A 13100-nucleotide genomic window follows, 5' to 3' on the forward strand; every position below is an offset into this window, starting at 1 on the left:
TCGTAGTAGTAGGGCCTGTGGAAACCGTGGACAACTGGATCTGCGCAGGTCAACACGGTTTTTTTGTCCACCGGGCCTGTGGGCGGCAGCCGTGGATAAGCAGCCGTGTCTGTGGACCGGCGCTCTTCATGCACACCCGATGCACAGGGAAGCCCTACTTCTCCCCAGTCCTGTCCCCAGCTTTACCCCGGTTCCCCACAGCCCAATCCGGCACCTTGGTGTGACGCCTTTCACTCGGCCCGGTGAGCGCGGGTGTCGCCTTGCCGAACAGTGGACAGGGGTGTGGAGAAGTTGGGGACAAGGGCGGGCCACCTGTGGGCGGGCAGTGGACAACGCGTTCGACCCCCTGTGGACGAAACCTCTGTCCACACCCTGTGGATGATGGTTAGCCACAAATCCACACCGCGCTGACCTCGGCCGATGCCTCCCCGGCCGACCCTCCTGTGGACGTCACAGGGATAACTTCCCAGTCCCCAGCATGTGGACGGAAGAATCTTGGCCAATCTGTGGAGCACGGCCGTGACCTGACGCGGAATCGAACAGAGCGGGGACCTTCCACAGGGTCGGGACGAGGCGGGACGAGGTCGGGACGGGGTCGGGGCAGGGACGAGACGGGGTCGGGACGGGCCGGCGCCGGGCTGGGGCGGGGTGGGAACGGGGGCGGAGACGTGTCCGTACGGCTGAGCAGGCGGCCCTCCGTACGGCTGTCGAGCCCCCGCGGAGCCCCTGGAACGGCGAAGGGCGCCCCGGGAGCTGTTCTGTCCCGGGGCGCCCTCGAAGACTGCGGCCGGCCCGCGGCCGATGCCGCGTCAGCCGTTCTTGATGCGGTTCGTCAGCTCGGTCACCTGGTTGTAGATGGAGCGCCGCTCGGCCATCAACGCCCGGATCTTGCGGTCGGCGTGCATCACCGTCGTGTGGTCGCGGCCGCCGAACTGCGCGCCGATCTTCGGCAGCGACAGGTCCGTCAGCTCCCGGCACAGGTACATCGCGATCTGGCGCGCCGTCACCAGCACCCGGCTGCGCGAGGATCCGCACAGGTCGTCGACCGTCAGCCCGAAGTAGTCCGCGGTCGCCGCCATGATGGCGGTCGCGGTGATCTCGGGCGCCGCGTCCTCGCCGCCGGGGATCAGGTCCTTGAGGACGATCTCCGTCAGGCCCAGGTCCACCGGCTGGCGGTTGAGGGACGCGAAGGCGGTGACCCGGATCAGCGCCCCCTCCAGCTCGCGGATGTTGCGCGAGATGCGGGAGGCGATGAACTCCAGCACCTCCGGCGGCGCGTTCAGCTGCTCCTGCACGGCCTTCTTGCGCAGGATCGCGATCCGGGTCTCCAGCTCCGGCGGCTGGACGTCGGTGATCAGTCCCCACTCGAAGCGGTTGCGCAGCCGGTCCTCCAGGGTGACCAGCTGCTTGGGCGGCCGGTCCGAGGAGAGCACGATCTGCTTGTTCGCGTTGTGCAGCGTGTTGAAGGTGTGGAAGAACTCCTCCTGCGTCGACTCCTTGCTGGCCAGGAACTGGATGTCGTCGACGAGCAGGATGTCCATGTCGCGGTAGCGCTTGCGGAACGCGTCCGCCTTGCCGTCGCGGATGGAGTTGATGAACTCGTTGGTGAACTCCTCCGAGCTGACGTAGCGCACCCGGGTGCCCGGGTAGAGGCTGCGTGCGTAGTGCCCGATGGCGTGCAGCAGGTGCGTCTTGCCGAGGCCGGACTCCCCGTAGATGAACAGCGGGTTGTACGCCTTGGCCGGCGCCTCGGCCACGGCCACCGCGGCGGCGTGCGCGAAGCGGTTCGAGGCACCGATGACGAAGGTGTCGAACAGGTACTTCGGATTCAGCCGGGCGGTCGGCTCGCCGGGGCCGGTCGCGGGCGCGGGCTGCGCGGCGAGCGGGCCGGGGGCGCCGCTGGGCGCGGGCAGCCCTCCGGGGCCGGGGTTCTGGATGTGCCCGGGCGGCTGGTGCTCGGCGAGGTCGCGGCGCTGCGGCGGCTGCTGCTCGTAGGGGGAGTGGCCCTCGGAGTGCTGGTGCTGCGGCGGACCGGTGTGCTCGGGAGCCGGCGAGCGGTAGTCGCTCTGCGGCCGCTGGGAGTGCTGGTGCTGCTGTACGTGTGCGGGGGGCGGCGTGGCGTAGGGGTCGCGCTCGGGGAAGCCGCCCAGACGCTGCTGCTGCCACCCGTAGTCCTCGCGCGGGCCCGGCCCGGTCTGGCCGCCCATGCCGGAGTGCTGCGGCCAGGCGCCGGGCTCGTGCCGGGGCTGCTGGTGCTGCTGGTACTCCGGATACGCGGGGCGTACGTGGGGCAGGTCGTCGTCCTGGTGGCCGTACCCCTGCCGGTTGTCGTACCCCTCGCTCTGCCGGCTGTCGTAGCCGCCGTACGCGTCGTGCTGCTGTCCCGACTGCTGCTGAGGCTGCTGGTGCTGGTGACGCTGCTGCTGCGCGTGCCCCGAAGACTGGGACGACGGCAGCTGCTGGGGCTGCGGCTCCTCGCCGGAGTCGTCGACGGTGATCGCGATCCGGATCGGGCGGCCGCACTCGTGGCTCAGCGCCTCGCCGATGAGCGGCGCGAGCCGGCCTTCCAGCACACCCTTGGCGAACTCGTTGGGTACGGCCAGCAGGGCGGTGTCCGCCACCAGTGCCAGCGGCTGGGTCCGCTTGAGCCAGTCCTGGTCCTTCGGCTTGAGACTGTCGCTCTCCGCGCGTAGGAGGTGATCAAGTACGCGTGGCCACACTGCGGCAAGATCGGCAGGTACGTCGGCCACAGAGCACGCTCTCTCACTGGTCCCACGAATGTGTGATTCTCAGGACGGGCGGGAAGGAATCGGAGTTGACCCACGGTAGTCAGGGCGACCCTGGTGATTCAAGTTGTTGTCCACAGGCTGTGCATAGTGTGTCCCGGCCGAGGGCCGGTTTGACCGGATGACGCCGCCGCGCGTACCGTAACCAGGTCGAGTTGTCGATGGCTGCTGCCGCCTGCCTCCGATGGGCAAAGATCGCGCTCTAGTGATCGTAGTAGCGGTGCACTCGGGCGTTGCGAGCTACTCGTGGGCGCACGGTGACAGCCAGTCGACGCCCCACACCTGTCTCCCCGGAGACACCAAGCATCTCTGGAGCCCCCGAGTGAGCAAGCGCACCTTCCAGCCGAACAACCGTCGTCGCGCGAAGACCCACGGCTTCCGCCTGCGTATGCGTACCCGTGCCGGCCGCGCGATTCTCGCGTCCCGCCGTGGCAAGGGTCGCGCCCGCCTGTCGGCCTGAGCCCTGAGCTAGGTCCATGACGTGCTGCCTACCGAGCATCGGCTGAGGCGGCGCGAGGACTTTGCGACCGCGGTACGCCGGGGACGCAGGGCCGGGCGCCCGCTCCTCGTCGTCCATCTACGCAGCGGTGCAACGGACCCGCACGCAGCGGGGGAGAGCCCTCCCCCGGCGCGTGCGGGTTTCGTCGTGAGCAAGGCCATCGGCGGTGCCGTGGTCCGCAACCAGGTCAAGCGCCGGCTGCGCCACCTCGTGCGCGACCGGCTGGACCGGCTGCCCGCCGGTAGCCTGGTTGTCGTACGGGCGCTGCCCGGTGCGGGCGATGCGGGTCACGACCAGCTGGCCCGTGACCTGGACACCGCACTGCAGCGGCTGCTGGATGGAGATCCCCCCACCCGAGGTCAGGGGAGGGCACCGCGGTGAAGTACCCGCTGCTGCTGTTGATCAAGCTGTACCAGTGGACCATCAGCCCACTGCTGGGCCCGGTCTGCCGGTACTACCCGTCGTGCTCCCACTATGGCTATACGGCCATCGACCGGCACGGCGCGGTGAAAGGGACCGCGCTGACGGCTTGGCGCATCCTGCGTTGCAACCCGTGGTCGCCAGGTGGCGTCGACCACGTACCACCCCGGAAGCGTCCGGTCTGGCATCAGCGGCTGAGGAGCCGCCTGGGCGGATCCACCGTCCCTGAGCCTGCCGCACAGCCTGAGACTCAGCCCACCGCCCAAGGAGCCTGATTCGTGGACACGATCCTCAGTCCTCTCTATTACGCAGTTTCCTGGATCATCGTCCAGTTCCACTCGTTCTACAGCCTCATCTTCGACGAGAACAGTGGCGCGGCCTGGGGTCTGTCCATCGTCTCGCTGGTGGTGCTGATCCGTATCTGCCTGATCCCGCTCTTCGTGAAGCAGATCAAGTCGACGCGGAACATGCAGGCGCTCCAGCCGAAGATGAAGGCGATCCAGGAGCGCTACAAGAGCGACAAGCAGCGTCAGTCCGAAGAGATGATGAAGCTGTACAAGGAGACGGGCACCAACCCGCTCTCCAGCTGCCTGCCGATCCTGGCGCAGTCGCCCTTCTTCATCTCGCTGTACCAGGTCCTCAGCCACATCGCGAACAACCAGACGGTCGGCGTCATCAACCAGTCGCTGCTGGAGAGCGCTCAGCGGGCGCACATCTTCGGCGCGCCGCTGGCCGCGAAGTTCCTGGACACCCCGGAAAAGCTCGAAGCCCTGGGCGCCTCGGTCACCAACGTCCGCGTGGTCACCGTCATCATGATCGTCCTGATGTCGGCGTCGCAGTTCTACACGCAGCGCCAGCTGATGACCAAGAACGTCGACCTCACGGTGAAGACGCCGTTCATGCAGCAGCAGAAGATGCTGATGTACGTCTTCCCGATCATGTTCGCGGTCTTCGGTATCGGGTTCCCCGGCTTCCCCGTCGGCGTTCTCCTGTACTGGCTGACCACCAACGTGTGGACCATGGGCCAGCAGATGTTCGTCATCCGCCGGAACCCGACCCCGGGCAGCAAGGCTTTCGAGGAGCGCCAGCAGCGGCTGCGGGCCAAGGGCAAGCTCAAGGAGGACCCGGCCGAGGTCGAGGCCAGGAAGGCCGTCGAGGAGGCGCGCCAGAACCGGCAGCAGCCCAAGCGGCAGAGCAAGGCCCAGCGTCAGACGCAGCCCACCACCGGCGGCAAGCCGGCCGGCAGCGGCAGCAAGACCGCCGGCGCCGGTGGCGCGCAGCGGCGCACCCGCGCGGGAGCCGGCTCCAGCGCTTCCGGTGCCTCCGACGCGGACGCTTCGAAGAAGCAGTCCCTGGAGAAGCAGGCACCGCAGGACAGCAAGCCGAAGGGCGGTTCGTCCGCCTCCGGCTCCCGTAACGCCAAGTCCGGACAGCGCAAGGGCCAGCAGCGGCCCAAGCACCCGTCCAAGAAGTAAGAAGGAGTCCTTCCGTGACGGACACGACCCGCCCCTCGTCGTCGACAGGGGGGACCTCGGCCGCTGAAGGGACCGACACCCTCACCCGCCTGGAGCAGGAGGGGGAGATCGCGGCCGATTACCTCGAAGGTCTGCTGGACATCGCCGACCTCGACGGTGACATCGACATGGACGTCGAGGCCGACCGCGCCGCTGTGTCGATCATCAGCGACTCCACCAGCCGTGACCTGCAGAAGCTGGTGGGCCGGGACGGTGAGGTGCTGGAGGCGCTCCAGGAGCTGACCCGCCTGGCGGTACACCGTGAGACCGGTGACCGCAGCCGCCTGATGCTGGACATCGCGGGGTACCGCGCGCAGAAGCGCGAGGAGCTCGCGGAGCTGGGCGCCAAGGCGGCGGAGGAGGCCAAGGGCACCGGCGAGCCGGTGAAGCTCAAGGCGATGACCCCCTTCGAGCGCAAGGTCGTGCACGACGCGGTGGCGGCGGCCGGGCTGCGCAGTGAGTCCGAGGGCGAAGAGCCCCAGCGCTGTGTGGTGGTCCTCCCGGCCTGACGGCCCGAGCACCCGACCAGCCTTGATGTCACCGGCCCCGTCTGTCCCGCAGGCGGGGCCACATCTTGTCAGCCTTACAACAGTCCAGAGGAAGGGCGGTTCCCGTGACGGACGCAGCAGCGGAGCTCCCACCGGCGCCGGATGTGGCGCGCGAGGTGTTCGGTGAGCGTTTCCCGGAGGCCGTGCGCTACGGCGAGCTGCTCGCCGACGCGGGCGTACGCAGAGGTCTGATCGGCCCGCGTGAGGTGCCGCGGCTGTGGGAGCGGCACCTGCTGAACTGCGCGGTGCTCTCCGAGGTGGTGCCCGAGGGCGTCACCGTCTGCGATGTCGGTTCGGGAGCGGGGCTGCCGGGCATTCCGCTGGCGCTGGTGCGTCCGGACCTCAAGATCACGCTGCTGGAGCCGCTGCTGCGGCGGACGAACTTCCTGCAGGAGGTGGTCGAGCTGCTCGGGCTGGACCACGTCACGGTGGTGCGCGGCCGTGCGGAGGAGGTCATGGGCAAGCTTCCGCAGGTGCATGTGGTGACCGCGCGGGCGGTGGCGCCGCTCGACCGGCTGGCGGGCTGGGGTGTGCCGCTGCTGCGTCCCTACGGCGAGATGCTGGCGCTCAAGGGGGACACCGCCGAGGAGGAGCTGAAGGGTGCCCGGGCCGCGCTGAGCAAGCTCGGTGTCGTGGAGACCTCGGTCGTCCAGGTCGGTGAGGGCATCGTGGATCCGATGTCGACCGTGGTCCGCGTCGAGGTCGGCGAGAGCCCCGGTGGTGTGCGCTTCGCGGCCAAGCGTGCGAAGGCGGCCCGGCCCAGCCGGGCGCAGCGGGGACGGCGTCGCTGAGCGGGGGCATTCCCCATCGGGTAGCCCAGTAAAAGCAACAAAACGGTGCAAAGCGGAGTGTCGCGTATAAAACGGACAGAACGCTGTCATCGTGTTTCACGTGAAACGTCGTTCTCTGCTGCATGGAATCATCAGCCGTGGTCGCGCGGCTGCCGCGCCGCGCGACCGGAACCCCGCACGGGTCACGGAAGTATCCACAGAAGCGGGTTCATCCACAGGAGATCGGACCTCACTGGTTCACGACACCGAAAGCATGGCAGGCTCTGAGCACTGCGAGCCTGATGTCGAGGAGAGTGAATCCGTGCGGTCCGACGCCAACATCGCGGGCCCGATGACCGACCCGGTCCCCGGTCCCCGTAGCGAGTCGCTCGGGGATGACGTTTCACGTGAAACGCCGTCCCCCATGGACGACACCCCGATCGGCCGTGCAGCTCAGCTGGCGGTACAGACGCTCGGCCGCACCGGAGAAGCCCTGCCCCGGCCCGAGGAGACCCGGGTCATGGTGGTCGCCAACCAGAAGGGCGGGGTCGGCAAGACCACCACGACGGTCAACCTTGCCGCCTCCCTGGCGCTGCACGGCGCCCGCGTCCTGGTCATAGACCTTGACCCGCAGGGCAACGCTTCCACCGCCCTGGGCATCGACCACCATGCCGAAGTCCCCTCCATCTACGACGTGCTCGTGGAGAGCAAGCCGCTGTCCGACGTCGTGGTGCCGGTGCCCGACGTGGAGGGGCTGTTCTGCGCACCCGCCACCATCGACCTGGCCGGCGCCGAGATCGAACTGGTCTCGCTGGTGGCGCGGGAGAGCCGGCTGGACCGGGCCATCAAGGCGTACGAACAGCCACTGGACTACATCCTCATCGACTGCCCGCCCTCGCTCGGCCTGCTGACCGTCAATGCCCTGGTCGCGGGCGCCGAGGTACTGATCCCCATCCAGTGCGAGTACTACGCCCTGGAAGGGCTCGGCCAGCTGCTGCGGAACGTCGACCTGGTGCGCGGGCACCTCAACCCCAAGCTCCACGTGTCGACGATCCTGCTCACCATGTACGACGGCCGGACCCGGCTGGCCTCCCAGGTCGCGGAGGAGGTGCGCAACCACTTCGGCAACGAGGTACTGCGCACCAGCATCCCCCGTTCGGTCCGCATCTCCGAGGCGCCCAGCTACGGGCAGACGGTCCTCACCTACGACCCGGGATCCAGCGGCTCGCTCTCCTACCTTGAGGCGGCCCGCGAGATCGCCCTGCGGGGAGTCGCCCAAGCCGGGAGCGGCGCCGAGGGGCTCACCGTGAACTACGAACCACAGCACAGCATGTCGGAGGGGAATCAGTGAGCGAACGACGTAGAGGACTGGGCCGTGGGCTCGGTGCGCTGATCCCCGCGGCACCGCAGGCAGCGGACAACGCCGCTCCCGCGGTGGGCCGGGGAACGACATCGCCGACCGCGGTGCCCACCCTGCCACCGGACCGCGGTGTGGCGGCGGCCAAGGTCACCTCGATCGCGGCCAAAGCCGTTTCACGTGAAACGGGTGAGCCGCAGGAGACCGAAGCAGTGGCAGATGTGACGGAAGAGGTCGCCGGGGCGCACTTCGCCGAGCTGCCGCTCGACGCGATCACGCCCAACCCGCGGCAGCCGCGTGAGGTCTTCGACGAGGACGCCCTCGCCGAGCTGGTCACCTCCATCCAGGAGGTCGGGCTGCTGCAGCCGGTGGTCGTCCGGCAGACCGGTCCGCAGCGGTACGAGCTCATCATGGGCGAGCGCCGTTGGCGGGCCTGCCGCGAGGCCGGGCTGGAACGGATCCCGGCGATCGTCCGCGCGACCGACGACGAAAAGCTGCTGCTGGACGCGCTGCTGGAGAACCTCCACCGGGCTCAGCTGAACCCGCTGGAGGAGGCCGCGGCGTACGACCAGTTGCTGCGTGACTTCAAGTGCACCCACGACGAGCTGGCCGACCGTATCGGCCGGTCGCGCTCGCAGGTCTCCAACACCCTGCGGCTGCTGAAGCTCTCGACCTCCGTGCAGCTCAGGGTCGCGTCCGGAGTGCTCTCCGCCGGCCACGCCCGAGCGCTGCTGGCCGTGGACGACTCCGAGGAACAGGACCGGCTGGCGCGCCGCATCGTCGCCGAGGGGCTGTCGGTCCGTTCGGTCGAGGAGATCGTGCGGCTGATGGGCTCCGAGCCCGCCGGCGCCACCAAGGCGAAGAAGCCGCGGGCCGGCACCCGGGTCTCCCCCGCCCTGTCGGGCCTCGCCTCCCGGCTGTCGGACCGCTTCGAGACCCGGGTGAAGGTCGACCTCGGGCAGAAGAAGGGCAAGATCGTCGTCGAGTTCGCCTCGATAGACGACTTGGAGCGCATTCTCGGCACGATGGCTCCCGGCGAGGGCCGGGTGCTCGACAAGAGCCTCACCGAGGAGAACGGCGAAGAAGACTGAGCTGAGTCTCAAGGCTCGGAGGGCGGGCCGTGTTCCCCGTGATTGCGGAACACGGCCCGCCCTTTGCTGTGTGGCGGTACCCGCATTCGCGGACCGTGGATACCATGCGATCGGGTATGGCGCACATCCACGTGGAAACCCCCACAACAAGGAGTAAGCCATGCGAACGGTGAGCCGCACCGGACTGCTGGCAGCGGGCTTCGGCCTGGGCGCAGTCGGTGGTTTCGTCGGCGGCCTGCTCAGCGAGCGGGACGCACGGACGGCATCGCGCGGTGCGGCGGGCGAGGGAAGTGAGGACCTGTCTTCATGGGCCGTCGGCTCGTACCGCTCACGCTGGACAACCTTCCGGATCTCCCCAAGCGCTGCCGCTCCTGCGTCTTCTGGGAGCTCGACCCCGTCAGCGGCGAAGCCGCGGTAAGAGCGGGCCGGCCGGAGCTGGAGAAGGAGGCCTGGATCTCGGCCGTCCTCCTGGAGTGGGGCTCCTGCGGACGCGTCGTCTACGTCGACGACGTCCCGGTCGGCTTCGTGCTGTACGCCCCGCCCGCGTACGTCCCGCGCTCCACGGCCTTCCCCACGAGCCCGGTGTCGCCCGACGCCGTACAGCTCCTCACCGCCTGGCTGTCGCCCGGTTACCAGGGGCAGGGGCTGGGCCGGGTGATGGTGCAGACGGTGGCCAAGGACCTCATCCGCCGCGGCTTCAAAGCGGTCGAGGCGTTCGGCGACGCCAGCTGGAAAGAGCCCGCGTGCGTGCTCCCTGCCGACCACCTCCTGGCCGTCGGTTTCAAGACGGTCCGCCCGCACCCCCGCTTCCCCCGCCTACGGCTGGAGCTGCGCACCACGATCTCGTGGAAGGAAGACGTGGAGCTGGCTCTCGACCGTCTCCTGGGAGCGGTGCAGAAGGAGCCCGCGCTGCGTCCGCTGTAGAGACGGCCTGAGACGTCCCGGACAACGCGAACGGGCCCGGCCCCCGGAGGGACGGGCCCGTTCGCGCGGGTCGCACAGAGCGGTCAGGCGAGGAAATCGCCCAGCTCGCGCTCCAGCGCGGCCTTCGGCTTGGCGCCGACGATGGTCTTCACGACCTCGCCGTCCTGGTAGACGTTCATCGTCGGAATCGACATGACGCCGTACTTGGCGGTGGTGGTCGGGTTCTCGTCGGTGTTCAGCTTGGCGATGACGATCTCGTCGTGCTCGGCGGCGATGGCCTCCAGCGACGGGGCGATCTGGCGGCACGGGCCGCACCAGGTGGCCCAGAAGTCCACGAGTACGGGCTTGTCGCTCTTGAGGACGACCTCTTCGAAGTTGGCGTCCGTCACGGTCACCGTGGCACCGGCCATGGCAGTCTCCTTACTGGGTGGGGTGGGTCTCGGGGGGCGTCAGAGGCGACGTCAGGCGGAGGCGGTCTTCTCCGGCTCGGGCACGTCCTCGCTGTCCGAGAGCGCGGCGAGGTGCCGCTCGGCGTCCAGGGCCGCGGAGCAGCCGGTACCGGCCGCCGTGATCGCCTGACGGTAGGTGTGGTCGACGACGTCGCCGGCGGCGAAGACACCCGTGAGGTTGGTACGCGTGCTGGGGGCCGCCACCTGGAGGTAGCCCTCGTCGTCCAGCTCCAGCTGGCCCTTGAACAGCTCGGTCCGCGGGTCGTGGCCGATCGCGATGAACAGGCCGGTGACCGGGAGCTCCGAGGTCTCGCCGCTCTTGAGGTTGCGCAGCGTCAGGCCGGAGAGCTTGTTCTCGCCGTGGATCTCGGCGACCTCGCTGTCCCAGACGAAGCTGATCTTCGGGTCGGCGAAGGCACGCTCCTGCATCGCCTTGCTGGCGCGCAGCGTGTCGCGGCGGTGGATGATCGTGACCGACTTGGCGAAGCGGGAGAGGAAGGTGGCCTCCTCCATCGCGGTGTCGCCGCCGCCGACCACGGCGATGTCCTGGTCCTTGAAGAAGAACCCGTCGCAGGTGGCGCACCACGAGACACCGCGGCCGGAGAGCTCGTCCTCACGGGGCAGGCCCAGCTTGCGGTGCTGGGAGCCGGTGGTGACGATCACGGCCTTGGCGCGGTGGACAGTGCCGGCGGTGTCGGTGACGGTCTTGATCTCCCCGGTCAGGTCGACCGAGACCACGTCGTCCGGAACCAGCTCGGCGCCGAAGCGCTCGGCCTGGGCGCGCATGTTGTCCATCAGGTCGGGGCCCATGATGCCGTCACGGAACCCGGGGAAGTTCTCCACCTCGGTGGTGTTCATCAGCGCGCCACCGGCGGTGACGGCGCCCTCGAAAACCAGCGGCTTCAGGGAGGCACGGGCGGTGTAGAGCGCGGCGGTGTAGCCCGCGGGCCCGGAGCCGATGATGATCACGTTACGGACGTCGCTCACGGGTGTCTTCCTTGTCTCTGCCGACTGCTTGCTGGGGCTCTCGGTGAACTCTCACCCCACCCAACGGATCCTAAGGGGCAAGCATTCCCGCGGTGCCCCGGCGCCCTTACCGCCGGTTCAGTCTCGCCGGTACGAGTGGGTCAGCAGCACCTTGCCCGGGGCGGGCGGTGTGGCGGTGACGCAGGAGGCCGAGATGACGTAGGCCGAGACGCGGTCGGCGTCGGTCGGGTGCGGCAGGATCACGAGGTACGCGTCCTGGCCTTCGTATGTGCTGTGTGTGGCCGCCAGGGGCGCCTCGGGCCGCCCGGTGCCGCGCTGCACACAGGACGGAACGGTGTCCGTCGCGCCGCGCAGCGGGGTGTCGGGGGAGCTCTGGGTGCCGAAGTCCGGTGTCTTCTTGGTGTGCGACGAGGCGAGCAGGTCGTGGACCCGCGACTCCAGCGTGGCGGACGTCAGCGCGGATGCGGCTCCTGCGCTCTTCGTCGCTTCCTCGGTGTGCTGCTTCTGCGCGCCCACCTGGCCGCTGTCGCTCGACGTGTTCTGCAACATGATGCCGCCGACACCGATGACCGCGGCAGCAGCCGCGGCGCCGAGCAACGCCCGCGGCCAGCGCCGGCCGCGGGCCCGACCGCCAACGGCCCGACGCCCCGGCCCGGAAGCCGCCCGGGGATGACCGGCGGGCCGGGTGACAGGCGCGGGAGCGGCGCTGGAAGGTGTGGTGTCTGTTTCACGTGAAACAGACACGGTCTCGCTCGCCGGGGTTTCACGTGAAACGACGGACTCCTGCTCGGGAGCCGTGGAATCCAGCAAGGCCTCGGCCGCCAACGCCGCGTCGATACGCTCCGCCACATCGGCCGGCATACGCGGGGGCCCGGGGAGCGTGCCCAGCAGGCCCCGGATCTCTTCCAGGGAGGCGTGGACGTCCTCGCACAGCTCACAGCACGCCAGATGATCGCGTAGGTCCGCGCTGCGGGACGGCGAAAGCAGCCCGTCCGTGAGCGCGGAGATCTCCGAAACCTCCGGGTGCTCGTCCGTGTCGGTCGTCGAAGTCACGAGCGCCCACCTCCGCCCTTCACGGCATCTGTGTCCTTCGGCCCTGCCGCCTCTGGGACGGATGTCCCCTGCGCCCGGTTCCTTCCCCCGCTGACGGGTCTGCTATCCCCGTGACCCGGGCGCAGATGGGTGAGCATCGGAAGAAGCCGCCCCCGGCCGCGCGCACAGCGGCTCTTCACCGTGCCCGTGGGGACATCGAGGATCGCCGCGGCCTCGGCCACCGGATATCCCTGCATGTCAACGAGGACCAGTGCCGCACGTTGTTCTTCGGGCAGCGTGCGCAGCGCTCGGAGCAGTTCCCGGTGCAGGTCCTGCCGCTCCGCGGGCACGGCAGCCGACTCGTGCGGCTCCAGCAGCTGTTCCAGCCGCTCCGTCTCGGCAACCGGCGAGGTCCGGCGGGAGGCCGCTTTGCGGGCCCGGTCCAGGCAGGCGTTGACCGTGATGCGGTGCAACCAGGTCGTGACGGCCGACTGACCACGGAACGTATGCGCGGCCCGGTAAGCCGAGACCAGCGCATCCTGCACGGCATCCGCCGCCTCTTCCCGGTCTCCGAGCGTACGCACCGCCACTGCCCAGAGCCGGTCCCGGTGACGCCGCACTATCTCACCGAAGGCGTCGGGGTCGCCGGCCACGTGGCGCGCGAGGAGGTCGGCGTCGCTCACCACGTCAGAGCCGCCTGTCTCAGGCCCCACATGTCCCCCT

General features: G+C 69.2%; 14 protein-coding genes. 9 read left to right on the forward strand and 5 right to left on the reverse strand.

Features of this window, described 5'->3' with window-relative positions; genetic code table 11:
• Positions 1-809: 809 nt before the first annotated feature.
• Positions 810-2750, reverse strand: a complete 1941-nt coding sequence (gene dnaA, locus AB0L45_RS06320) for a chromosomal replication initiator protein DnaA (RefSeq protein WP_365836698.1) — start codon at positions 2748-2750, stop codon at positions 810-812.
• A gap of 358 nt (positions 2751-3108) precedes the next feature.
• On the opposite strand from dnaA, the gene rpmH reads away from it, so the two are divergent.
• The 9 genes from rpmH (at position 3109) to AB0L45_RS06365 (ending at position 9909) form a co-directional block, all read left to right on the forward strand.
• On the forward strand, positions 3109-3246 hold the full coding sequence (rpmH, locus tag AB0L45_RS06325) for a 50S ribosomal protein L34 (protein WP_003949374.1): 138 nt from the start codon (positions 3109-3111) through the stop codon (positions 3244-3246).
• Between the two features lie 21 nt (positions 3247-3267).
• Positions 3268-3666: a ribonuclease P protein component gene (rnpA, locus tag AB0L45_RS06330; protein WP_365836701.1), complete on the forward strand. Its 399-nt coding sequence runs from the start codon at positions 3268-3270 to the stop codon at positions 3664-3666.
• Entirely contained in the window at positions 3663-3980 is a 318-nt protein-coding gene (gene yidD / locus AB0L45_RS06335; protein WP_073765378.1) for a membrane protein insertion efficiency factor YidD, read from the forward strand. Before rnpA ends, yidD begins: the two co-directional genes overlap by 4 nt.
• A 3-nt stretch (positions 3981-3983) precedes the next feature.
• Positions 3984-5180 (forward strand): membrane protein insertase YidC, encoded by a 1197-nt coding sequence (yidC, locus tag AB0L45_RS06340; RefSeq protein WP_365836703.1) that lies wholly within the window; start codon positions 3984-3986, stop codon positions 5178-5180.
• Positions 5181-5194: 14 nt separating this feature from the next.
• Positions 5195-5728, forward strand: coding sequence for a R3H domain-containing nucleic acid-binding protein (locus AB0L45_RS06345; RefSeq protein WP_365836705.1), 534 nt, complete (start codon positions 5195-5197; stop codon positions 5726-5728).
• A gap of 104 nt (positions 5729-5832) precedes the next feature.
• Positions 5833-6558 (forward strand): 16S rRNA (guanine(527)-N(7))-methyltransferase RsmG, encoded by a 726-nt coding sequence (rsmG, locus tag AB0L45_RS06350; RefSeq protein WP_365836707.1) that lies wholly within the window; start codon positions 5833-5835, stop codon positions 6556-6558.
• Positions 6559-6811: 253 nt separating this feature from the next.
• A complete protein-coding gene (locus AB0L45_RS06355; RefSeq protein ID WP_365836709.1) occupies positions 6812-7888 on the forward strand; it encodes an AAA family ATPase in 1077 nt (358 codons plus the stop codon).
• Positions 7885-8985 (forward strand): ParB/RepB/Spo0J family partition protein, encoded by a 1101-nt coding sequence (locus tag AB0L45_RS06360; RefSeq protein ID WP_365836711.1) that lies wholly within the window; start codon positions 7885-7887, stop codon positions 8983-8985. The genes AB0L45_RS06355 and AB0L45_RS06360 overlap by 4 nt, the downstream gene beginning before the upstream one ends.
• A gap of 306 nt (positions 8986-9291) precedes the next feature.
• A complete protein-coding gene (locus tag AB0L45_RS06365) occupies positions 9292-9909 on the forward strand; it encodes a GNAT family N-acetyltransferase (protein WP_365836713.1) in 618 nt (205 codons plus the stop codon).
• Positions 9910-9992: 83 nt separating this feature from the next.
• Here the strand turns inward: AB0L45_RS06365 and trxA are convergent, their stop codons facing one another.
• The 4 genes from trxA to sigM form a co-directional block, all read right to left on the reverse strand.
• A complete protein-coding gene (trxA, locus tag AB0L45_RS06370; protein WP_365836715.1) occupies positions 9993-10319 on the reverse strand; it encodes a thioredoxin in 327 nt (108 codons plus the stop codon).
• A gap of 51 nt (positions 10320-10370) precedes the next feature.
• Positions 10371-11345 (reverse strand): thioredoxin-disulfide reductase, encoded by a 975-nt coding sequence (trxB, locus tag AB0L45_RS06375; RefSeq protein WP_365836717.1) that lies wholly within the window; start codon positions 11343-11345, stop codon positions 10371-10373.
• Positions 11346-11462: 117 nt separating this feature from the next.
• Positions 11463-11894 (reverse strand): hypothetical protein, encoded by a 432-nt coding sequence (locus tag AB0L45_RS06380; protein WP_365836719.1) that lies wholly within the window; start codon positions 11892-11894, stop codon positions 11463-11465.
• A 500-nt stretch (positions 11895-12394) separates the two neighbouring features.
• Positions 12395-13090, reverse strand: coding sequence for an RNA polymerase sigma factor SigM (gene sigM / locus AB0L45_RS06385; protein WP_365837049.1), 696 nt, complete (start codon positions 13088-13090; stop codon positions 12395-12397).
• Positions 13091-13100: the final 10 nt, after the last annotated feature.

It is taken from the genome of Streptomyces sp. NPDC052496, from assembly GCF_040679095.1.
Taxonomy (GTDB): domain Bacteria; phylum Actinomycetota; class Actinomycetes; order Streptomycetales; family Streptomycetaceae; genus Streptomyces.

What these genes read in the sequence shown, in the direction of transcription:
- AB0L45_RS06355 (WP_365836709.1), top strand. Translation starts at nt 6,812, where the DNA reads ATGGCAGGCTCTGAGCACTGCGAGCCTGATGTCGAGGAGAGTGAATCC.
- AB0L45_RS06365 (WP_365836713.1), top strand. Translation starts at nt 9,292, where the DNA reads ATGGGCCGTCGGCTCGTACCGCTCACGCTGGACAACCTTCCGGATCTC.
- trxA (WP_365836715.1), bottom strand. Translation starts at nt 10,319, where the DNA reads ATGGCCGGTGCCACGGTGACCGTGACGGACGCCAACTTCGAAGAGGTC.
- AB0L45_RS06380 (WP_365836719.1), bottom strand. Translation starts at nt 11,894, where the DNA reads ATGTTGCAGAACACGTCGAGCGACAGCGGCCAGGTGGGCGCGCAGAAG.